General features: G+C 56.9%; 17 protein-coding genes and 1 riboswitch. Of the genes, 5 read left to right on the top strand and 12 right to left on the bottom strand.

All coding sequences use genetic code 11. The features are described from left to right. Positions 1–81 precede the first annotated feature (81 nt). The 4 genes from asrC to BN1135_RS04670 all read right to left on the bottom strand — a co-directional run bounded on the left by asrC (position 82) and on the right by BN1135_RS04670 (position 4,043). The gene (gene asrC / locus BN1135_RS04655; RefSeq protein ID WP_042019169.1) at positions 82–1,092 is read right to left on the bottom strand and encodes a sulfite reductase subunit C; all 1,011 of its coding nucleotides are present in this window, start codon (positions 1,090–1,092) and stop codon (positions 82–84) included. Between the two features lie 11 nt (positions 1,093–1,103). Next, positions 1,104–1,943 (bottom strand): anaerobic sulfite reductase subunit AsrB, encoded by an 840-nt coding sequence (gene asrB, locus BN1135_RS04660; protein WP_042019170.1) that lies wholly within the window; start codon positions 1,941–1,943, stop codon positions 1,104–1,106. Position 1,944: 1 nt separating this feature from the next. Further along, on the bottom strand, positions 1,945–3,003 hold the full coding sequence (asrA, locus tag BN1135_RS04665; RefSeq protein ID WP_042019172.1) for an anaerobic sulfite reductase subunit AsrA: 1,059 nt from the start codon (positions 3,001–3,003) through the stop codon (positions 1,945–1,947). Positions 3,004–3,200: 197 nt separating this feature from the next. Further along, positions 3,201–4,043 (bottom strand): patatin-like phospholipase family protein, encoded by an 843-nt coding sequence (locus tag BN1135_RS04670; RefSeq protein ID WP_005333746.1) that lies wholly within the window; start codon positions 4,041–4,043, stop codon positions 3,201–3,203. A gap of 265 nt (positions 4,044–4,308) precedes the next feature. Here BN1135_RS04670 and BN1135_RS04675 point away from each other — a divergent pair, with 265 nt between their 5' ends. Next, positions 4,309–5,325, top strand: a complete 1,017-nt coding sequence (locus BN1135_RS04675) for a S66 family peptidase (protein ID WP_042019173.1) — start codon at positions 4,309–4,311, stop codon at positions 5,323–5,325. A gap of 90 nt (positions 5,326–5,415) precedes the next feature. Here the strand turns inward: BN1135_RS04675 and BN1135_RS04680 are convergent, their stop codons facing one another. Beyond that, complete coding sequence (locus tag BN1135_RS04680) at positions 5,416–7,671, bottom strand: LTA synthase family protein (protein ID WP_042019174.1); 2,256 nt, start codon at positions 7,669–7,671, stop codon at positions 5,416–5,418. 255 nt (positions 7,672–7,926) lie between these two features. On the opposite strand from BN1135_RS04680, the gene BN1135_RS04685 reads away from it, so the two are divergent. Continuing rightward, positions 7,927–9,012, top strand: a complete 1,086-nt coding sequence (locus tag BN1135_RS04685) for a protein kinase family protein (RefSeq protein WP_042019176.1) — start codon at positions 7,927–7,929, stop codon at positions 9,010–9,012. A 145-nt stretch (positions 9,013–9,157) separates the two neighbouring features. Here the strand turns inward: BN1135_RS04685 and lysC are convergent, their stop codons facing one another. Continuing rightward, entirely contained in the window at positions 9,158–10,510 is a 1,353-nt protein-coding gene (lysC, locus tag BN1135_RS04690; protein ID WP_042019179.1) for a lysine-sensitive aspartokinase 3, read from the bottom strand. Positions 10,511–10,600: 90 nt separating this feature from the next. Next, a riboswitch (Lysine riboswitch) is annotated at positions 10,601–10,824 on the bottom strand. 107 nt (positions 10,825–10,931) lie between these two features. After that, positions 10,932–12,260, bottom strand: a complete 1,329-nt coding sequence (gene argA / locus BN1135_RS04695) for an amino-acid N-acetyltransferase (protein ID WP_042019181.1) — start codon at positions 12,258–12,260, stop codon at positions 10,932–10,934. Between the two features lie 271 nt (positions 12,261–12,531). Between argA and msrA the strand changes: the two genes are divergently transcribed. Next, entirely contained in the window at positions 12,532–13,164 is a 633-nt protein-coding gene (gene msrA / locus BN1135_RS04700; RefSeq protein WP_042019184.1) for a peptide-methionine (S)-S-oxide reductase MsrA, read from the top strand. Positions 13,165–13,424: 260 nt separating this feature from the next. Here the strand turns inward: msrA and BN1135_RS04705 are convergent, their stop codons facing one another. Genes BN1135_RS04705 through BN1135_RS04715 form a run of 3 tightly spaced genes read right to left on the bottom strand, consistent with a single transcriptional unit; the run spans position 13,425 to position 14,674 of the window. Then, positions 13,425–13,760: a DUF3802 family protein gene (locus BN1135_RS04705; protein ID WP_042019186.1), complete on the bottom strand. Its 336-nt coding sequence runs from the start codon at positions 13,758–13,760 to the stop codon at positions 13,425–13,427. A 57-nt stretch (positions 13,761–13,817) separates the two neighbouring features. Then, on the bottom strand, positions 13,818–14,294 hold the full coding sequence (locus BN1135_RS04710; protein WP_042019187.1) for a GNAT family N-acetyltransferase: 477 nt from the start codon (positions 14,292–14,294) through the stop codon (positions 13,818–13,820). Further along, positions 14,291–14,674 (bottom strand): MmcQ/YjbR family DNA-binding protein, encoded by a 384-nt coding sequence (locus BN1135_RS04715; protein WP_042019188.1) that lies wholly within the window; start codon positions 14,672–14,674, stop codon positions 14,291–14,293. The genes BN1135_RS04710 and BN1135_RS04715 overlap by 4 nt, the downstream gene beginning before the upstream one ends. A 106-nt stretch (positions 14,675–14,780) precedes the next feature. Here BN1135_RS04715 and BN1135_RS04720 point away from each other — a divergent pair, with 106 nt between their 5' ends. Then, complete coding sequence (locus BN1135_RS04720; protein ID WP_042019191.1) at positions 14,781–15,572, top strand: alpha/beta fold hydrolase; 792 nt, start codon at positions 14,781–14,783, stop codon at positions 15,570–15,572. A 238-nt stretch (positions 15,573–15,810) separates the two neighbouring features. Here the strand turns inward: BN1135_RS04720 and BN1135_RS04725 are convergent, their stop codons facing one another. Beyond that, positions 15,811–18,264 carry a hypothetical protein gene (locus BN1135_RS04725; RefSeq protein WP_042019193.1) on the bottom strand — a complete coding sequence of 818 codons (2,454 nt, stop codon included), beginning with the start codon at positions 18,262–18,264 and terminating at the stop codon, positions 15,811–15,813. Positions 18,265–18,846: 582 nt separating this feature from the next. On the opposite strand from BN1135_RS04725, the gene BN1135_RS04730 reads away from it, so the two are divergent. After that, complete coding sequence (locus BN1135_RS04730) at positions 18,847–19,791, top strand: hypothetical protein (protein ID WP_042019195.1); 945 nt, start codon at positions 18,847–18,849, stop codon at positions 19,789–19,791. A 102-nt stretch (positions 19,792–19,893) separates the two neighbouring features. On the opposite strand, the gene BN1135_RS04735 is transcribed toward BN1135_RS04730, so the two are convergent. Continuing rightward, a complete protein-coding gene (locus BN1135_RS04735) occupies positions 19,894–20,946 on the bottom strand; it encodes a lipocalin-like domain-containing protein (protein ID WP_082186737.1) in 1,053 nt (350 codons plus the stop codon). Positions 20,947–21,036: the final 90 nt, after the last annotated feature.

The following is a 21,036-nucleotide window of genomic DNA, read 5'->3' on the forward strand; positions in this document are numbered from 1 at the left end:
GAAGGGTGATCTACGCCCGGGCCAACGACAGATCCCCACCGGTGTCGGCCACTTGATCACGCTTCCCCAAACGAGGTTTTTCTATTGCACCGCTTTGACGTGCATGTTGGCGACGTACTGATCTTCGGCCCAGAAGATGCGGTCAGCGACCATGGCTTCCGGGTTGAGGGTGACGCCGCGCAGCACCCGCTCCTTGAACTTGTGATAACCGGCCCGGTCGATAAGGTGACCCATGTGCAGGTAGATGGGTTTGCCATCCAGCATCTCGGCCTCGAACTCGAACAGGTTCTTGATCACCGCATGCAGTACCTCTTCGGTCACCCAGTTGAGGAACAGCTTGCCGGTACGGGGGGTCTTCTTGCTGGTGCGTCCCCCCAGCTTGACCATGTAGAGCTGCTTGGGATCCCGCTGCCAGGCCATAGTCGGGCAGGCCAGCACGCACTCGCCACAGCCGATGCACTTGCTCTCCTCCTTGACCGCCTTGCCATGCTTGATGGCGAGGCAATCCACCGCGTGGTGGCTGCACGCCTTGACGCAGGCGCCGCAGCCGATGCAGCGCTCGGCATTGAAGTTGATCTTGGCGATGCCGAGGATGCCGAAGTCGGCCATGTTGGCCTTGGCGCAGTCGTTGGGGCAGCCGGCGATCACCATTTTGAGGTGATAGGGGTTGGGGTAGAGGTGTTTCTCCATCCGCTGGGCCAGCCCGGTGCAGTCGATATTGCCCTTCTGGCAGATGGTGTTGCCCTGACAGGCGACGATGTTGCGCCCGCCGATGCTCTGGTAACCGGCTGTGGTGTCCGCCACCTCGATGCCGCAGGTCTCCACCTCGATCTCCTTGATAAAGGGTTCGAGGGCGGCGTTGACCTTGTCCATGTCCTGATACTTGATGCCGGGCATCGCCAGCTTCTGGCGGGTGGTGAGGTGGATCAAGCCGTTGCCGTACTGTTCGGCGATCTGCTGGGCCACTGCCAGCAGGTGGGCGGGCATGATCCCGCCGGGAATGCGTACGCTGATCATCGCTTCGCCGCGCACCTTGGAGAGGCGGTATTCGTTTTTGGCGCGGGCCTTGATGATGTCGATATCGAGACTCATGGTGTTCTCCCTCAGTCGATCAGATGCTGGGCCTGGTCAAAACGAAAGACCGGGCCATCCACGCAGATATAGGTGTCGCCCATCCGGCAGTGGCCACACTTGCCCACGGCGCAGGCCATGCGGCGTTCGTAGTCGACCCAGATGCGATCCTTGGGGATGCCCCGTTCGAGGAAGGCGAGCACCACGAAGCGGATCATGATGGGGGGGCCGACCACGATCACCTGGATATCCTCCTTGTCACAGAGATCCAGCTGGTCGATGTAGTCGGTGACCCGACCGATGCGAAACTGCTCGCTCTCCTTGCCCTCGTCCAGGGTGACGATGAGGTTCTGCTGCTCGGCCCAGAGCGGCATCTCGTGGCGATAGAGCACCGCCTGCTCGTTCTTGAAGCCGAGGATCATGTCGAGGGTTTTCACCTGTTCCGGATGTTTGCTGAAGCGGCGCAGCAGCCCCTTGACCGGGGCGACGCCGGTGCCGCCCGCCACCACGATGAGGTGCTGGTTGCGGTAGGTCTCCAGCGGATAGCCGTTGCCGTGGACGCCGCGCATCCACACCTTGTCGCCCACATCGAGGGCAAACAGCGCATCGGTCACCTTGCCGACTTTGCGGATCAACAGATCCACATAGCCATCGCCATAGTCGGAGACCGAGATGGGCGCCTCGCCGACGGTGGGCAGGGAGATCTCCACAAACTGGCCGTAGTGGACATCAAAGTCGCGGGAGACCCGAAAGTTCCACTCCAGTTCGGTGTGGCGCTCGATCGCCAGAATGGTGTAGGCCTTGGGCAGCAGGCGATTTTCGACCACTTCCTGCTGCTGTTCTGCTGTTGCGGTTTGTTGGCACTGGCACATATCAGTTCGCCCCCTGCGCGTGGTCGGCTGTGATGGTCTGTTCGACCACATCGGTCATCTTGTTGATGATGTTGCTAAAGGAGATGTAGTGAGGGCAGCGATCGTCACAGCGGCCACAGCCGACGCACATGTGCTCCTCCCCCTGACGGGCCTTGTAGTCGTTGACCTTGTGCAGGGCGCGATAACGCAGGCGCTCGCCATGTTTGGCGCGAAAACCGTGGCCACCGGCCATGTCGCTGAAGCCATCCACCATGCAGCTGGCCCACTGGCGACGGCGTTCACCCTGTTTGGGGTTCTCCGCATAGGTGAGGTCGTGCACGCTGTAGCAGCTGCAGGTCGGGCAGGAGGTGGTGCAGCGGCCGCAGCCGATGCAGCGACTGTCATACTCGGCCCAGACCGGATGGGCGGTGAGGATCTGGCGGATCCGCTGCGGGTCGTCACAGACGCTGTCCGGGGTGCGTACCTTGACCGGGTTGCTCTGGACAAATTCCGGGGTGAAGTCATCGGATTCGCCCAGCTCGGCAAAGTAGCCGAGCAGCTCGGGATCCTTGACCTCGATGCGGGCACCCTCATCGCTCAGACGAATGGCAGCGGTGTAGTCCCGGGTCTCGTTGCTCCCCATGGAGACGCAGAAGCAGTTCTCGAAGCTCTCGCGGCACTCCAGCAGCACCAGCTTGAGCTTGCTGCGCAGCCGGGCGTAGTAAACGTCGCTGTTCTGGCCGTTCTTGAGATAGACCTGATCCAGTCGGCGCAGGGCGTGGATATCGCAACTGCGCAAGAACAGCAGGGTGGGCTTGGCCTCCACCTTTGATTCGCGCAGCTCCAGATTGTCGAAGTGGAACAGGGTCTGGGTGATGGGGAGCACCACCTCTTTCGGGGAGAAGTGGGACTTCTCCTGCCACACCAGATCGGCCGGATGACGGATGCTGTGGTAGGTGACGTTGTCGGTGTCGGAGAAGCGGCCGCCCCGATATTCGGCCGCGGGCGCCATGATCCGGTAATCGGGTAGCAGCCGCTCGAACAGCTGCGCCAGCGCGGGATGGGTGAGAAGAAACGACATAAATAAACACCTTGTATGAGGGTGAGATGCCCTGGCATAGGGATGAGGCGCAAGCCGCTCAGAGTGTCTGGCACCGTTCTGGCCGCGCTTGCCTCGCCACGGTCTGTTTTTATGACTCATGTTGCTCAACTGACCCGATTGTTGTTGTGGGCGGCGCGTGCGTCGCGGCAGGTCGGGTCATGCCTGTAAAACCCTTATCAATTGAGCAGGGCGGCCTGATAGCCTGCGCACTTGCCCATCACGTATCCCATCTCCAGCTTGTTGATATCGCGGGTAAAACGGGAAACGGGGAAGTAGTCGGCCGGGGCGATCACCTCGATCTGGCAGTCCTCCGGCGGATTGGCGATAAAATCGAGCGCCTCGTTGTAGCTGCGATCCCGCTGCTCCAGCGCCTGTGCCAGCGCGGGGCGGGTCTTGAGCAGGGTGCGGATCATCCAGGGGAAGGGCATCGGCTTGAGCCGGTAGCCAAGGGGCTCGGAGAGGATCACCGTCAGGTGACGGGCACCGCGACGGTAGGCCTCGATCACCGGGATGGAGTCGGCCACCCCGCCATCTGTCATCGGTACCCCGTGTACCTCCGGGTATTCGTGGGAGGCGAGGGGAATGGCGCAGCTGGCCGGCAGCACCTCGTTCATGTTCTCCGGCTTGACCCGGATGTACTCCGCCTTGCCGGTCAGGGTATTGGTCACCACCGCATAGAAGGGGATGCCGGTCTCCCGGTAGGCGTGAATGTCGAGGGGATACTTGCGGCAGCTGGTGTTCCACAGCCAGTGGATATCCACCAGATTGCCCCCCTTGGCAAAACGCAGGGGATCCATAAACTGCTGGCTGCAAGCCAGTTTGGTCAGGATCTCGTGGCTGCGGCCATGTTGGCTGGCGAGATAAGCCAGCAAGTTGGTGGCCCCCGCCGAGACACCGATAGCGAAGTCAAAGGGGCGATAGTCATGCTCGATAAACGCATCCAGCACGCCGCTGGCAAATATGCCGCGCATGGCGCCGCCTTCTACAACCAATGCGCTGGGGGATGCGTTTTTGTTCATGACAGGCACCTCATTGATAAGTCAGAGAGAAAAAGTGGGAAAGAGAACGTTCGGGCTGTCAGGCCGACCATTCTGACAACCAACCGGGGTTGGCCATCGCAATGAGGTCATTCTAGGAAGGGGATGGTGTTTAGAATATCTGTTAATAATGAATCAAGTGTTTTGTATTTCTAAACGACAGTGATAAACCCGTTGTGATCAAAGGGATTGTGTAGGAGTCTCAACAACTCTGTGATGGCTGGATATTGGCAAGGATGAGTGTGTCATGACGTTATTGGTTCCCCCGCTGCTCCAACGTGGCGATACCATTGGTTTTTTCTCCCCCTCCAGTGCGGCGACCGTCTGGGCCCCCAACCGTTTTGCCCGCGCAAAGGCCTTTCTCGAAGGGCAGGGCTTCCGGCTCAAGGCGGGCAGCCTCACCGGCCAGCAGGATCACTGGCGCTCTGGCTCCATTGCCGCACGGGCCGAAGAGCTCAACGCCCTTATTCGCGACCCGCAAGTGCGCTGCATCATGTCGGTGATTGGCGGCAGCAACTCCAACTCCCTGCTGCCCTATCTCGATTTTGAGGCGCTACGGCGCGATCCCAAGATCATCGTCGGCTACTCCGACGTGACGGCGCTGCTGCTCGGCATCTATGCCCAAACCGGCCTGGTTACCTTCTATGGCCCGGCGCTGGTGGCCTCGTTCGGTGAATTGCCGCCGCTGGTAGACGAGACCCTGGCCAGCTTTTTACAGATTGCATTGGCCGATGAAGTTGGCGTCCCTTGCGCTCTGCCCACCCCCGCGCAATGGAGCGATGAGCGACTGGATTGGGAGAACCAGACCCGGGCCAAGCAGTGCAAGCCCAATCGGTTGATCTCGGTGGGCTCTGGCCGGGTTGAGGGACGGCTGATTGGCGGCAACCTCAACACTATTGCGGGGATCTGGGGCTCCCCCTATATGCCGACCATCGAGCACGGCGACATTCTGCTGCTGGAGGACAGCCTCTTATCTGCCGAGACGGTGGAGCGCTCCTTCGCACATCTCAAGCTGTGCGGGGTGTTTGATCGGATCGGCGGCCTTATCCTCGGCAAGCACGAGCTGTTTAATGATCGGGGCAGCGGCAAGCGCCCTCTCGATATCCTGCTGGAGGTGGTGGGGGAGCCGGATTTCCCCATTCTGGCGGAGTTTGATTGCGCCCATACCCACCCCATGCTGACGTTGCCGCTGGGTATCGAGGTGGCGCTCGATCTCGATAGTCAGCAGCTCACGCTACTGCAGCCCTGGTGGCAAGGCGGGTGAGCGCGCAACTGATGTGAACAAACATGGATGTCAAAAAATGGATGTCAAAAAACAAGGCCGCTGATGCGGCCTTGTTGTTGGCGAAAGGGATCAGGGCAGGGCATCGGGCCGGAAGCTGGCACGGATCTGCGGCACCAGGCTTGAAGGGTCGAATCCCTTCTCTTCCCCCAGCACCGGATGGAGCAGGGGCTTCTCTTCGATGGGGGTGATATCCCCCGCCAGCAGTTGGCGGGTGGCCTGACCCATCTGGTAGAGCTGGCGCACCGGGGCAAACTGGGTCGCCAGATTGAGGGGATCATCGGCGCGGGCAAAGGCCATCATGGGGATCTGGTAGGTTGCATCCCGCGCCGGTTTGTCACCGTGAATGCCCTTGCTGGCGGACATCAAAAACGGCTGGTGATCGCCAAAGGCCACCACCAGATAGCGCTTGCCTGACTGGTCGAGGGTCTTGAGCAACCGCTCCAGCGAGGCCATGGCATCCACCACCCCGGTGTAGTAGGTGTTGAGTAACTGAGTGTCGCTCTCGCTCTGGTTCGGGCAGGCGCCGCTGCGCTCCTGCCCCTGATAGCGGGGACCATCGAAGGGGCCGTGGCCCTGCATGGTGACCGCGTAGGCAAACAGCGGCTTGTCATCTTTATCGCTGCGCTTGAGCATGTGGTCGATCAGCGCATCGTCGGAGATATAGAGCCCCTTGTGCTCGAGGGTAGTGAAGCGGGTATCGAACCAGCGCTCCTCGTAGCCGAGCGCCGGGATCGCCTTGGCGCGGCCCCAGAACTTCTCCACATAGGGGTGGGCGAACAGGGTCTGGTAGCCGCTCTGTCTGGCGCTCTGGGCCAGCCCCGGCACCTGCTCCGAGAGGTAGTAGTAGGGCACTACCCCTTGCTTGAGTAAGCCCACCGGCAGGCCGGTGTTCATCTCGAACTCCGCCAGCACCGTCATGCCGCCGGTGGTGGGGGAGTGGATGGTCTTGTGCCACTGCTGCACGCTGGCGGGCAGGGAGAGGGTGGGGGCAGGGGCGCAGATCCGCCCCTGCCAGTCGAGCCATAGCGACTCATATTGCAGCACGATCACCAGATCCCAGCGCGCCGCTATGCCTTGGGGCGGATGGCTCAGCTGTGGGGTCAGCTCGTTGATCTGCAAGGGGTAGCGAAATACGCTGCCGCTTTGCAGCATCTCGTCCACCAGATTGAACAGATAGAGGCCGGGGCCGGAGCGGATGATGTCCCTGTGGTAGTTGACCGCGCGATCCACGTAGCGAATGTTGGCCCCCAGCAGCTTGTTGCCGGTCTGGGTGGCAAAGACGCACAGCGCAAAGAAGGCGACGGTGGCGGCGGCGGTGCGCAACACCCAGCGTGACAGGGCAAAGCGCCAGCAGAGAAACAGTGCCAGCAAAACGGTGAAGATGGGCAGGATGGGATGTTGATCGAGCAGGATCCGCAGCAGCGCCAGCAGGTTGCCAAAATCATCCCCCCCGAGCGGCACGCCGTAGATGGCGATCTTCATAAAGTTGGCGAGCAGCCCTATGCCCGAAAGAGCGGTAAAGACCAGCCCCATATAGAGGTTGAACCCGGCCAGCGCGCAGAGGCTCCAGCCCAGCACCATGCTGCCCCAGGCGAGGTAGTAGTGCTCCGGTCGAAAGCCTGACCAGAGCAAAAATTCCCCCAGCTTGAACACCACGAAGCCGTGCAGCAGCACGAAGGTGAGGTTGCCCAAAAGCAGGCTGCCGATGATCCGCCAGCGCAGGCTGCGGCGCAGCTTTGGTAGCACAGTTTTGAGTACGGCGGCGCTCAGGGCCAGCACCAGCGTCAGGCTCACCACCAGATAGGTGAGGTTGAAGCCCTGCTCCGGCAGGGTTTGCAGGATCTGGCTGAAATCGCCGCTCTCGGGGCGATCTTTGAGCAGCAGGCCGATGCGCAGTTGATAGCGGCTATCCAGCGCATCGTCCGGGGCGCGCAGGGTGCTGTTGAGATCCAGGGTGCAGCGGTTGTTACGGCAAACCTGACGTTTATCGACCCCCTGACTGAGCTCGTCTATCCGCTCCCCTTTGTCGTTGAGCAGCTCTACCCGCACCTTGTCCCCCGCTTGCAGCGGCACCCGCAACTGCCACTGGCTGCGCACCACCAGATAGAGGCCGCGGCTGTCGCTTTTATAGAGCAGGGCGTGGCGGCTGAGAGTGGCCAGCGGATTGTCGGCAGGCCCCAACACCAGCGGTTGGGCACGGCCCAGCCAGCTGCCGGGATTGACCAGCGGCAACAGCAGGGTCAGCAGCAGCAATCCGCCTAGCAGAGCGAGTACCACAGAGGGCAGACTCAGGACGGGTTGGCGGCCTGAGGAGGGACGATTCATATAAGCTCATCCTTTGAGCGAGTGGGGGAGAGATCGTTCATCCGTATAGGGTTTGACCCGATGGTGCGGGCCTTGTTCCAGCTTGTCAATTTAATGACCGTTTAATGAATATTTGGTTACTGTTCAACCCTGCAAATTGTGATCCCGATCGAGGGGTTGCACGGAATATGTGATGAAAGCGTCATCATGGGGTTTTGCCGCTGGCCTGGGAGGGGAGCGCTGTTTAGTCTCTCAATAGCGACAGGAGGTATATGTATGAATCCTAAGGTGATGGCGCGTCAGGCCAGATTGCTGCGCATGCTGGAGAGCAAGGAAGAGATCCGGATCGGACGCGAGCGCGACTGCCCGCTGCCGCTGGCTCAGCTGGTCAGACTGAAGGATACCCATCCGACCGTGATCAAGGTCTATCGCCACGGTCTCACCGCCGAGGTGTTTCACCTCAAGGTGGAGGGGCATCACTGGTGTCTCAAGCGGCGGCGTCAGGCTTCGCTGGTGGCCAACCTCGATGGCAAAACTGCCTTTCTGACCGAGCTGGAGCGGCGGCGCGAAATCGAGGCGCTGCGCGAGCTGCACCCCACCATCCTCTCCCATGTGGTCTGTACCAGCTTTGGCTCTGCCCGCGCCGGGGTGCTGGTCTCACCCTGGCTGCGGGGCGTGCCGGTCCATCAGCTCAACGAGCGCAATCTGGCCCAGATGCTGGAGGTGCAGGGGGAGCTGGCGCGCTGGGGCTGGTTTGACTGGGACCCGAGCCCGGGCAACCTGCTCGACGACGGCGAACAGATCAGTGTGTTCGATTTTGGCTACATGTGGACCTTCGATCCTCGCTTTGAATACAACTCCAACGGTCTGGTTGATCCGCAGTTTCATGTGCCGGAGCGGCTGGAGACCCGCACTCTGTCAGGGCTCTGGCTCGATGAGGCCGATCCCTTGCCGCAGTTTCGCTACTGGCGCGAGCTTTGTCTTCAGTGGGTCAAGCGCGAGATCCATCACCTTACCCGCGAAGGGGCCAGTGCGCCGGTGCTGGCCAGACTGCATACCTTGCAAGGAGAGTGGAGTGCCGCGCTGGCGAGCGACGAGGCGCTGGTTGCCAACTGGTGGCGGGACATGTATCGCAGTCACCGGCTCGATGTGGCAGACGATCTGAGCGGCAAGAGCTGTGGCCCGCTGACCCTGCGCCGTCTCGACTGGCTGTTGCAGGCGGTGACGGATCACTATCTGCTGCTGGTGGATAATCTATCCCCTCAGGAGACGGAGCTGGGCCAGACCGGACTGCGCGCCCGCTTGCAGCAGCTGCGCCGCGAAGCCGTGGCCTGCCAGCTGCCTGCCACGTCTCTCGCTTGAGTTACACGGTTTAATACAGGGTTCAATAACGGATCTGGCTAAAAACCGGGTCTGCCAATAAACAGGGCGCCTTTTGCTGGTTTAGCAAAAGGCGCCCTGTTGTATGCCGCTCTGCGACCCTTATCTGATCAGCTTGCTCAAGTGGTTAGTCCAGCAACTCCTGATGGAGGCGGTTGACGATATTGCCCGCCTCGCCCTCTTTGACGAGGAAGCAGAGGTTATGGGCGCTGGCGCCGTAGCAGATCATTCGGATGTTGTGCTCGCGCAGGGCGTCAAAGACCTGACTGCCCACCCCGTTCACTTCGCTCATCCGGTTGCCAATCAGCGCCACCAGTGCCAGACCGGTTTCCACCTCCACCTTGCAGAGTTGCCCCAGCTCGGCTAGTACCTTGTCGCTCAGGATCGGCTCGCCGTTGCTCTGGCTGCCGGTGTGATCCAGCGTCAGTGACACGCTCACTTCCGAGGTGGTGATGAGATCCACCGAGATGCGGTGACGGGCCAGAATGCCGAACACTTCGGCCAGAAAGCCGTAGGCGTGGAACATGTTGAGGCTGTGCAGGGTTACCAGCACCTGTTGGCGGCGCAGGGCAACGGCGCGAAACAGCGGACTTGAATCTGTGCTGGCGCGGATCCAGGTGCCACCGGCTGCGGGATCCTTGGCGGAGCCGACAAACACCGGAATATTCTGGCGCACCGCCGGTTGCAGGGTGGCGGGGTGCAGCACCTTGGCGCCGAAGGTGGCCATCTCGGCCGCCTCGACAAAGCTGATTTCGGGAATGGGGCGGGCACGGGCGACCAGGCGCGGATCCGTGGTGTAGATGCCAGGCACATCGGTCCAGATCTCGATACTGGCGGCATTGAGCGCTTCGGCGAGCAGGGCCGCGCTGTAGTCAGAGCCGCCGCGACCGAGCGTGGTAGTGCGACCATCGCCATCGGCGCCGATAAAGCCCTGGGTGATGATCAGGCTGTCGCCAAGCTGCGGGCCCAGTGTCTGCTGGCAGAGGGTACGGGTGGTGGCCAGATCGACGGTGGCCTTGCCAAAGCGGCTGTCGGTGCGCATCAGCTGGCGCACATCCTGCCAGTGGGCCTTGACGCCGCGCTGGCGCAGCAGCTCGGTAAAGAGGCGGGTAGACATCAGCTCGCCGCAGGCGATGAGGCGATCCGCCAGCTCTGCATCGGTATGTTGATGCGCTTGTTGGGCCATCAGGCGGATCTCGTCGAGCTGGCCATGAATGAGGGCGCTCACATCGCCGGGGTTGCCGAGATCCGCCAGAATGGCCTGCTGGATCCCTGCCAGTTTGGCCAGCTGCTCGTCGCGGCCCGCTTCGTCCAGCTCCCCTTGTGCCAGGGCGACCAGCAGGTTGGTGACACCGGCACTGGCGCTCAGTACCACCACCTGGGTAGCGGGATTGGCCAGTACGATATCGGCGCAGTGATTCATGGCCGCGGCGTTGGCGACACTGGTTCCGCCAAACTTGGCGACATTGATCGGGCTCATTGCTTACTCCTGTCTTATTTTAAGATTCCGGTTCCATCGGGCAAAAAAGAGAGGAGGAGGCTGAAAATGGCAGGAATGAACGAAGCTATCCCGGCCAGAAGCACTCCACCTGCAGAGCCCATCCCGTACCGCCCCTGACAGGGCGCGGTGTGGGATGATCACTACCGATGACAACCCGGGGGATTCAGCCCCCGCAGCCGACGTTGAGGTCACCAGTCTCCTCACTCGTCTCGGCGCTGCTCCCCCTGACCCAAGTTCACCGGACGCTGGCGTCCTCCCTTGAGCTGCCTGGGCAGCGCTCCTCTTCTGGCTCCACCATGGCGGTGGAGTGCATTTAGAAATACCCTGCGTTGGATTGCACTGTCAATCGAGTTTGTGAAAAAGTTCAAATTGTCAGCTAACTCAACACAGAATCAACGGCTTAGACAATGGTCTTTGACAAAACCTTGGAGCGGCGCTGCCAGTTGTAGAGACGCTGGCGCGCCACCGGCAGATCTTCCACTTCCAGCGGATCGAAGCCCCGCTCCCGGAACCAGTGAATGGAGCGGGTGGTGAGCACGAACAGGCGACGAATGCCGAGCCGCTTGGCCCGCTCGGCCACCTTGGCCACCAGCTGATCCCCCCGGTTGGAGTTGCGATAGTCGGGGTGGATGGCAACGCAGGCCATCTCTGCCATCGCCTCTTCCATAAAGCAGTAGAGCGCCGCGCAGCCGATGATCAGGCCATCGCGATCTATGATGGTGAACTTGTCGATCTCCATCTCCAGCTGCTCGCGGGAGCGGCGCACCAGAATGCCTTCTTCTTCCAGCGGGCGGATCAGATCCAGAATGCCGCCGATATCCTCGATGGTGGCGGCGCGGGCCTGCTCGGCACTTTCCCGCACGATCTGGGTGCCGAGGCCGTCGCGGCTGAACAGCTCCTGCAGCATGGCGCCGTCATCCTGATAACTCACCAGATGGGAGCGGGGCACCCCGCCGCGGCAGGAGGCAATGGCCGCGCGCAGGTAGCGGGCGGTGCCGGACATCTCTTCCCCCGCCTGCTCCAGCTCCACCAGCAGCTCTTCGGCCTGCTCGGGGAAGAGCTCGGAGATGGCTTCGCCGCGTCTGTCCATTACCCCCTGGGTGCTGCTGAAGCAGATGAGCTTGTCCGCTTTGAGATCCACCGCCACCCGGCGGGCCACCTCTTCCGAGCTGAGGTTGAAGCTCTCGCCGGTGACCGAGCAGCCGATGGGGGAGATCAGCACCAGGCTCTTCTGATCGAGCTGGCGGGTGATCCCCTCCACGTCGATGCGGCGCACCCGGCCGCTGTGGCAAAAGTCGATGCCATCATCCACCCCCAGCGGCTGGGCGGTGACGAAGTTGCCACTCACCACGCTGATCCGCGCCCCCTGCATCGGGGTGTTGGCCAGCCCCATGGAGAGCTGGGCTGTGATGTCGTATTGCAGGCCGCCACACACCTGCTTGATGATGGCGAAGCTATCACCATCGGTAACGCGAGTGCGTCTGTGGTATTGGGCCTCGATGCCCGCATGGGCCAGCGCCTCGTCATTTTGCGGCCGTGAACCAAACACCAGTACCAGACGTATGCCCAGTGTCTGCAGCAGGGCGATATCGCTGACGATATTGGCAAAATTGGGGTGGCTGATGGCTTCTCCCCCCATCATCAGCACAAACGTGGCACCCCGATGCACATTGACATAGGGGGTGGATTGCCGAAAGGCATTGACCAGACTGGGTTCGCGTTCACGCACTTGATATTTCTTCCATAAAAAAACAGCGATTGGCTCAATATATGAAAATTAATTCACAAATCAAGACTAAATATTGATTTTGGCTGTTTCTGGTCTACTTGGGGCGGCCGAGCCGTGCGGATCGGGAAAAGGGGGTAGGGAGGTGCAGATGGCACTATGGGGCGCGCGGGGAGGGGGCCCGCCGGTTGATCCGGCGCGATAAACTGCTATCTTCGATGCTCCTTTTCGTCAGCTGTGTGATTTCACAGGGTTTTATACAAGGACAGGATTCATGGAACAGATTATTTCACCGGCAGATGCCCTGCCGGGACGACGCGAAGCGATGGTGATTGGTCAGCAACATGGGGTGAACGGCAACCCGACCCAGGGCCCCTGGCCGGAGGGGATGGCGGTGGCCTGGTTTGGCATGGGCTGTTTCTGGGGTGTGGAGCGCCTGTTCTGGCAGCAACCGGGGGTCTATTCCACCGCGGCCGGTTATCAGGGCGGCGTCACCCAGAATCCCAGCTACAAAGAGGTGTGCAGCGGGCTGACCGGCCATGCCGAGACGGTGCAGGTGGTGTTTGACCCCGCTGTTATCAGCTACGGCGATCTGCTGAGACTGTTTTGGGAGCAGCACGATCCGGCGCAGGGGATGCGGCAGGGGGGCGATGTGGGCACTCAGTACCGCTCGGTGATCTTCTATGGCGACGAGAGCCAGCAGATCATTGCCCAGCAGAGCATGGCGGCCTATCAGCAGGCGATGGCGGCAAGCGGCGACAGTCGTGCCATTACCACCCGCATTCTGCCGCTGGCGCCCTTCTATTACGCCGAGGATTACCATCAGCAATATCTGGCGAAGAACCCGGACGGATACTGCGGATTGGGTGGCATTGGCATCTGTTTGCCGCCAAGTCTGAACCGCTGAACCGCGCTGTAGGGATTTTCTTAAAAAAGTGAAAATAAATGCTGTCTGGCGGGAACTTATTGCTATTAGGCGGGACTAACTAGGTAGCGTCCATGGATCGGATGCAAAGTCCAGACACATTTCTTGCCTTGATAACCACCCAATGAATGAACGCATGGGGGGATTGAAAGTGATAGCAAGCAGGGCTGCCCACCAAGGCGGCCCTTTTCATATCTGCGTGTTTTAAAACCTTGCGTTGGACGGGAGAACCGGGCGGCAGATCAGGCGATCGCGCTGTCGAAGAGGTTCTTGATAAGGTCAATAAACTCGATGAGGAAGGCTTTTTGTTCCGGGGTCGGGGCGCGCAGCCAGACGGCAGAGAGCACCTCTTCCAGATCGGCGACCACGGCGTCGGCCTCCTGCATGATGGCAAAACGCACCTTGGGATCGATCTGCGGGTTTTGCTCGCAAATAGCCATCAGGTTGCTGGCAACACGGCCACTGACCAGATCTTCGATGGTCTCTTCACCGTTGCTCTGCTGTTGGGATTCAAACAATCCCAGACTCTCCACCAGATACTCGATCAGCGAGATATAGCCTTCACTTTCTACCACCATGGTTGCTGCCTCAATACAGTAACAATACGAAAATTAAGCGTATTTTAGTGACTTGACCTAGCTTGGCAAGCAGCAGTGCAGGCGATGGCGCGTAAAACTGACTCCGCCCCGCTCCACGCACTCCAGTCCGGTCAACACAAAGCCATGTCGTAAAAATAGCTCATAACTGAAGGCGCTGGCCTCGGTGGTGATGCGCTGCAGACCCTGTGCCCGGGCGCCCGCCAGCGCCGTGGTGAGCAGCAGATTGCCCAACCCCTGCCGTTGATGGTCGGCGCCCACATAGAGCAAGCTGAGGTGGCCATCCGCACTCAGGGTGACAAAACCGAGGGGCACATTTCCAAGCTCCGCCACCCAGCCGTGATGCTCGCGCAGCTGGCTGACAAAGCCGGGATGGTGCGCGCCGAGTGCCCACTGCTCCACCTGTTCGGCGCTGTAGTGCTCGGGGCCGCTGCGCCGCACCGCCTGCTCAAACAGGGTAACGAGGGCGGGAATATGTGGCTCGCTGAGCGGGACAATACGCAGTGCTGGGGTCATGGGGCCTTGCCGTCAGTAGGTTGGAGGGGTTGCGGCGCCTGCGGCCGTTTGGCTTTGGGCAGACCCGCGATAACCCGTTCATAGGAGTGGTGCACCCAGCCTTGCCAGAGATCGTCCGGCAGTGCATCGGTTAAGGTCACCGTGTTCCAGTGCTGCTTGTTCATATGCCAGCCTGGTTTGACTTCGGGGTGGATCTCGCGCAGCAGCAGGGCTAGTTCGGGCTCGCATTTGAGGTTGATGGTGAGCGGTTCGGCCTGCCAATCCACCAGCGCGAACATCTTGCCCGCGATGCGGTAGACCAGGATCTCCGGGCCAAACGGGGTGTCTTCCTGCGTGCCAGGCAGGGTGAGCAGAAAGGCCCTCAAACTCGTCAACTCCATCCTCACGCTCCTTGCCGGTTACCATGTAAACGTATTTTTTTGCTGAAATTATCTGCTAAGATGCGCGCCTACTATACCCCAATGCCGTCGATGAGGGAGTCGCAAGATGCTGTATCACAAGACCTTTGAGCTTGGCCCCGAACGGGATTGGGTCGTGTTTGTCCACGGCGCCGGTGGCAGCTCCTCCATCTGGTTCAAACAGCTGCGCGCCTATCGCGAACACTTCAACGTACTGCTGCTGGACTTGCGTGGCCACGGCCAGTCCCACCAGCTGCAACAGGTGGTCAAGGGCCATTACAGCTTTCGGGAAGTGACCGAAGATATCGTTCGGTTGCTCGATCATCTCAATATCCGCCGCGCCCACTTTGTCGGTATCTCCCTTGGCACCATCCTTATTCGCCATCTGGCCGAGCTCTGCCCGGAGCGGGTCAAGAGCATGGTATTGGGGGGCGCCATACTGCGGCTCGATATCCGCTCGCGGGTGCTGGTACAGCTGGGCCGACTCGGCCAGCATATCCTGCCCTATATGTGGCTCTACCGGCTGTTCGCCTTCATCATCATGCCGCGCCAGCGCCATCAGGAGTCGCGCAACCTGTTTGTGCGCGAGGCCCGCAAGCTCTGCCAGAAAGAGTTCAAACGCTGGTTCCGCCTCGCCACCGAGGTCAACCCGCTGATGCGCTACTTCCGCGAACGCTCCCTGCCCATTCCCACCCTTTATGTGATGGGGGAAGAGGATCATATGTTTCTGGCGCCGGTACGCGAGCAGGTGGCCCGCGATGCCAGCTCCTCGCTGGCGGTGATCCAGCAGTGCGGCCATGTCTGTAATGTGGAGCAGCCGGAGCAGTTTAATCGCCGCACCCTGGCGTTTATTCAATCGCTGGGGGGCGGGAGGAAGTGAATTTTCGCCAATATATCTGTACATACAATTCATGTTTTTAAGCTGAAGTCTAAAGACCATGAAATATTTATATGTCGAGTATGGTTCATCAATATGGTAATGAATTTTTAAATTATATTCGACGATACTATATCTCCATATAGTATCGTCGTAAAACGGTGGTTAAAAATGGTTAACCATATGAAAAAATGAAACGTTGCAATTTATATGTTGTGTTCACGTATTTAATGTATGTCGGTTAAATTTTCTGACGGTTCGCGCTCTTGATAACAGCTTCTTTTTCTGATGCGAATTTTTCTAAAATTGCCGGTATGAACGCTGTCTGCTCATCCCCAAAAAGACGTATCTCCTCCTCCTCTTCTTTCAAAAGATATTTAATAAAAACCTCGGCTTTTTTCAATCTAGTATTTACTCTCTCTATTCGTTTTCTATCTTTGAACAACTTAAAATCATCAATAGACAGTGAAACTATATCGTTAGCTATAGTTTCATCAAATATCCCACAATCTGAGGAAACAAGCTCTATATAGGTAAAGAATGATGAAAGATTATTGTAGATATAGAGTCCATAGTTCGTGATTTTTATACTATCCACTTCATTAGAGTAGCTATCTAGTCGATTATTGGATTCGACAAGGTCCCACTTCAGAAAAATATCAATGTTTTTTTCAAAATCATCGACCATATTATATCTTTCTGAAAAATGCTCTTTTAATTCACCGATTGAGAGATAGAATGGATTCGATGGGTCAATGCCATCAGAAAGTTTCTTCAGAATTCTTAATCCAGTAAAATGTGAACCATTTTGTTTATTTCTAATTTGAAAAATATTAGGGATGCTACTTTGAGATTCATCATAGAAAAATCTATATGGAATCATTACGGGTTTTAATACTTGGTGTATCTGTAGAGTCCATAGTTTAGTTGTTGATACCATTTCACCAACATTAGTGTAACCAGACTTTAAAAAATCTCGAAATAGCTCAAGTGCAAGTCTAATGTTCCCATGCGCACAAGCATTTAAAAAATCTGTTAATGGTGAGTTAGTTATATTTGAAAATTCATTTTTTAATATATGGAAAAGCCGCTTAATATCTTTTGCTTTTTGCGAAGTTGCATCAACCCCAAATTCTGCCTCACAAAATTCATCGCTGTTAATTCTAGCAAGTATATAGTTTATTCTTTTTTCAAATACAGCTTGTGTTATTGGAGAGCTAATATGAAATCCTGAATTTTGATATGCATCAAGAGTTCCATGGATTCGTGATGCATGAAAACGTTCCTCTCTCATTGATATTACAACTAAACACTCTAAAGTGTCGGCAATTTCATGTGCTGTAGTGAAACAGAAGTCTTGTAAATCATGAGGGTATTGATCTGTGTTATCTACTGCAATTATGCAACCTTTATGTTTTTTTCTCCAATACTCAACAAGGCGCGATGCAACATACTTGCGGTCATTTTTCCATTCTCTGACCATATCGTTGAGTTTAATATTGTAGTTTTCAGTTTCTTCATTGATTCCATAAAGTAACTGACGCTTAGCCATATCATATCTATCATCAAATAGACTCAAGAGTGTTGATCTATCTCCCTTAAGTAGCTCATCGACATCAAGATGGTTAATTATTTGCTCCCATATTGAATCATGAATTTTAGATTTACTTTCTGGTACTTTAAGCAAGTCTGCTATTGCAACTCTAGAGTGCTTAGATAGATATTGTGGCGGGTTGTGATAGAGTAATTTTCTTAAGAAAGTTGACTTTCCTGCCCCTTTTCCTCCAAATAAAATTATAACATCTCCCGTTTTTTTATTTTGCAAGCTCTTTGCTATTCGATTTCCAAAAGCCCCTCCCTTTTCGGTGTCTACTGAATCCTGGATGCCTCTCTCTTCAAAATATGGAGACAGTGTGTCTTTTATAATTCCTCTAAAGTTGTTGAATGCATTTTCATAGTCTCTATGAGTTACATAGCAAGACTCCATAAATTCTCGTGCAGAGACATCAATTGCACCAAAATATTTCTTTGCAAAAGGTCTCAGTTCTTTTGCATATTCGTTTGAGCTAACCTCACTATCATACGAGGATATTTTGTCCTTCGGATAGAATAATTCTCTATTTTGTCGGCCGATAGAGCCTGTTTGGTGTTTTAGTGCTCCAGATTTTATTGATTCATATCCAAGTATATTTATTGCGTCAATAAATTCTTTAGAAAAATACGAGTTATCCTTAATCACTAAGGCCTTTAAATTCCTCCAGTTTTTTCCTTTCTCAAATGTCTTAAAAAATATCCATTCATGGCCATTAGTTATTCCTGCAAATTCACAACCTTCCTCCATGCAATATGTACGTACTTGTTCCATAGCCTCTTTTATATTATTGTCAGTCAGCAATGTTTTAACTAAAATGTGCCTTGATAGTTTATGACCGTTAAAATTGTTTGGGAGGTTAAAGTATACTCCTTCTTTCTTAGCTTCTAAGAATATTAAGTCATCACCATTGGATCGTTTCAGCCTGTAATCAGCATAACCCGGAGAAATGTAGCTTTCATGAAAAGTATGTGTTTTTGGCCAACATAACACACCATGGATGATTTCATCTATTATCTTATGCCGAGTATCAGCCTCATTATAGGCTCTGGCTTCATATTTCTTGGATATTTCAATCGCTAATTCATGAGATGTTTTATTCATTTTATATGTAAACCGTAGGCAATTAAATATTGATGTTTATTTAAAATCATATAACTTTAAATTTCTTACATATATCTTTTTAAGATGTATTTTCATTTGGGTGGATTGTTAATAAATGTTTTCCATTAAATTATTTTAACAATATGTCATATAATGATTTTCTGTCATAAATATAAGTATTATCTAATATATTATTTGTTGAACGATATAGCTACCGCACGGGGTTTCAGCTCCCTGAGTGCTCTTTTTAACCAAATTGAAGATGGATAAACCATAACCACTCCTTGGCTGCCTTTGGGGCTCTAAGGGTCGGATGAGTAGCCTATCAAACGCTGACCTCTCTTGTTGAGTAAAAACACAGCCGTTACGTGGGATTTGAATGAAATCTTGATGGCGGTCAGATTTTGACGTGGAAAGGTCGAGAGAAATGGGAGGAGGGAAGATGGCTTCTCTTCTTGTTGCTGCTCCGCTCGGCCAAGCACGTCATGTGTTATCTCTTGCTCATCAATGCCTTGTAACCGCTGGTTACAGATCTTGCGTCGATCGGCGGACCCTTACTCCAGTAAATTCAGCAGCGATTGAATGCACCACAAAGCCGTGCTGGCCATCGCCTGCACCGCCGCCCTGTCCGCCTGCGACAGCGAGAAGGCGGCCAACAGCATCGCCAAACGCGCACCGTTGCCCTTGTCCGATGCCGGCGTCTATGAGGCGAACCTGCTCAGCCGCGATGGCGATCAGGGGCCGCTCAAGATGATCAAGGGGCTGGAAGGATTGGCGCTGGTCTATCCCAAGGGGGATGACCAGCAGCACTGGGGCATCTGGGTCGAGAACGATGGCAAGTCGATTACCTCTTCGCAATGGATCGGGCAGGTTGCCCAGAAAGAGAACAAGGATGGCATCTATCCGGTGCTGCTGGAGCGCACCTCGGTGCGGGGCAAGCGGCTCGATGCCCAGAGCAACGACCACAACCTCATCAGCTTTCAAGACAAAGCGGTAACCGATCTGGATGGCAAGGAGGTCAAGCGCTGGACCTTTGACTTCAGCCGTACTGGCACCCAGTTCCGGGATCCGGATCAGAGCACCGCCCTCTATCGCGACTGGATCGGCCACCTTGCCGTGAACAAGCTTGCCACCCGGACGATCACCAGCGACAGCTGGCGGGTGGCAGAGGACGCCGGCTTTGGTGATGCCATGGTGGGGCTGACCCGCAGCACCAACAACGGCGGCTCCCTGACTCTGGGGATCGAATTTCCCAAGGCGGGCTGTACCCTGACCGGCAAGGGCAGTGCGGAGTCTGGCAAGGGGCTCAGCAAGCTCATCCTGAGCGGGTTTGGCAAGTGCAGCTTCAAGGCATCAAGCGATCTCAGCCCGCTTGAGAACAAGTGGATGCTGGGCCTGGCCAAGGCCAAAGAGGGGGCAACGGCCTACGTCGCCGCGTTCGAGATGCCGGATACACGCAAGACGACCCTGGTGGTGGGCTTCCCCGAACAACATGGCCTGATGATGGTGGGCGACAAGCAGCCCTGATCCCGTCTTGATATCCCGCCCCAGCACTGTGTTGTTACCCCGGCCTGGCCGGGGTTTTTGATGGCGAGTGGGCTGCCATTAGAGGGGAGAATTGGGCAAGGCTCAGTAGCCCGTCATCTCCAGATAGCCGACGCCCTTGGCATCTCCCGAGACCGAGACCGCACCCTCCCAGTAGTCAAAGCGGCCGGTCATGGCCTGATTGGGCTGACGGGCTTTGATGGTGAGGGTCATTCCGGCGGCGTTTAGCTGCCACTCGACGGGGTACGCTTGCCCCTTGGGGCCGCGCCAGGTGTTGCCCGGAGTGAGGCGAATGGCGTCGGGGGCGAGCACCCGGCTGCTGCCATCTTGTTCAATCAAAATGCCGTAACGGTTTTCGGGCTGGTTTTCGGGATTAGCGCGGCCCGCCTTGGTGCGCAGGCGAAACAGCATCAGCTCGCGGCCATCGGCCAGTTGCAGCGAAAACCAGTCCCAACCCGATTGCCACTCGGCCAATACCGAGCTGCTCCACTCGTGATCAAACCAGCCTTGTCCGGTGACGGTGCGGGTTTCGCCATCGCGAGTCAGGGTGCCGCGAAGAGTGAGGCGCGGGTAGGAGTAGTAAAAGGAGGCGTTGCCCGGGCTCTTCTCGCTGTAACCCGCCTTGCCTTGCAGCACCAGCGGCTTGGCGGCAGTGACGGTGAGGTTCAGCTCGCCAATCTTGCTCTGTACCTTGAGGGTGGCGGGGAACAGCGCCGCCCCTTGGGAGGCAAGCCGCCACTCCCTGAGCCAATATTGGCCGCCGCTGGCCCCCGCCAGTCCCGGTCCCTGCCGACTGGCCCGTTCATCTTGCTGGTGGCTGCCACGGTCGAGATCCGTGATGGCAAACTGGGCCAGCCAGAGCTGGGGGGTGAGCCAGGGGTTGCTGGTGCGGAGTTCTTGCTCGATACCCTGGCGAAACAGGGTCCACTGCATGCCATATTCGCGCCCCTGTTCATCCTTGAGGTTGCCGGTGAGATACCACCACTCGGAGCGGTAATCGGGGTGTGCGGCGTGATCCTCCGGCAATTTGATGGTTTGCCCCGGCAGCACTTTTTTGAAGCTGTCGTTGCCGCCGCCGAGCAGGGCGCCCAGATCGCTGGCCTGCGCGCTGCCAATCATTGCAATCAGCGGGAGCAAGAGGGTGGCGAGCCACAGGGGCCGTAAGGAGGACAAGATCCCCCTCACCCTGGCCCTCTCCCGAAGGGAGAGGGGATGGTTCAATGCCGC

This window comes from Aeromonas sobria (genome assembly GCF_000820145.1).
Classification (GTDB): Bacteria; Pseudomonadota; Gammaproteobacteria; order Enterobacterales; family Aeromonadaceae; genus Aeromonas; species Aeromonas sobria.

What these genes read in the sequence shown, in the direction of transcription:
- asrC (WP_042019169.1), bottom strand. Translation starts at nt 1,092, where the DNA reads ATGAGTCTCGATATCGACATCATCAAGGCCCGCGCCAAAAACGAATAC.
- asrB (WP_042019170.1), bottom strand. Translation starts at nt 1,943, where the DNA reads ATGTGCCAGTGCCAACAAACCGCAACAGCAGAACAGCAGCAGGAAGTG.
- asrA (WP_042019172.1), bottom strand. Translation starts at nt 3,003, where the DNA reads ATGTCGTTTCTTCTCACCCATCCCGCGCTGGCGCAGCTGTTCGAGCGG.
- BN1135_RS04670 (WP_005333746.1), bottom strand. Translation starts at nt 4,043, where the DNA reads ATGAACAAAAACGCATCCCCCAGCGCATTGGTTGTAGAAGGCGGCGCC.
- BN1135_RS04675 (WP_042019173.1), top strand. Translation starts at nt 4,309, where the DNA reads ATGACGTTATTGGTTCCCCCGCTGCTCCAACGTGGCGATACCATTGGT.
- BN1135_RS04680 (WP_042019174.1), bottom strand. Translation starts at nt 7,671, where the DNA reads ATGAATCGTCCCTCCTCAGGCCGCCAACCCGTCCTGAGTCTGCCCTCT.
- BN1135_RS04685 (WP_042019176.1), top strand. Translation starts at nt 7,927, where the DNA reads ATGAATCCTAAGGTGATGGCGCGTCAGGCCAGATTGCTGCGCATGCTG.
- lysC (WP_042019179.1), bottom strand. Translation starts at nt 10,510, where the DNA reads ATGAGCCCGATCAATGTCGCCAAGTTTGGCGGAACCAGTGTCGCCAAC.
- msrA (WP_042019184.1), top strand. Translation starts at nt 12,532, where the DNA reads ATGGAACAGATTATTTCACCGGCAGATGCCCTGCCGGGACGACGCGAA.
- BN1135_RS04705 (WP_042019186.1), bottom strand. Translation starts at nt 13,760, where the DNA reads ATGGTGGTAGAAAGTGAAGGCTATATCTCGCTGATCGAGTATCTGGTG.
- BN1135_RS04710 (WP_042019187.1), bottom strand. Translation starts at nt 14,294, where the DNA reads ATGACCCCAGCACTGCGTATTGTCCCGCTCAGCGAGCCACATATTCCC.
- BN1135_RS04715 (WP_042019188.1), bottom strand. Translation starts at nt 14,674, where the DNA reads ATGGAGTTGACGAGTTTGAGGGCCTTTCTGCTCACCCTGCCTGGCACG.
- BN1135_RS04720 (WP_042019191.1), top strand. Translation starts at nt 14,781, where the DNA reads ATGCTGTATCACAAGACCTTTGAGCTTGGCCCCGAACGGGATTGGGTC.
- BN1135_RS04725 (WP_042019193.1), bottom strand. Translation starts at nt 18,264, where the DNA reads ATGAATAAAACATCTCATGAATTAGCGATTGAAATATCCAAGAAATAT.
- BN1135_RS04730 (WP_042019195.1), top strand. Translation starts at nt 18,847, where the DNA reads ATGCACCACAAAGCCGTGCTGGCCATCGCCTGCACCGCCGCCCTGTCC.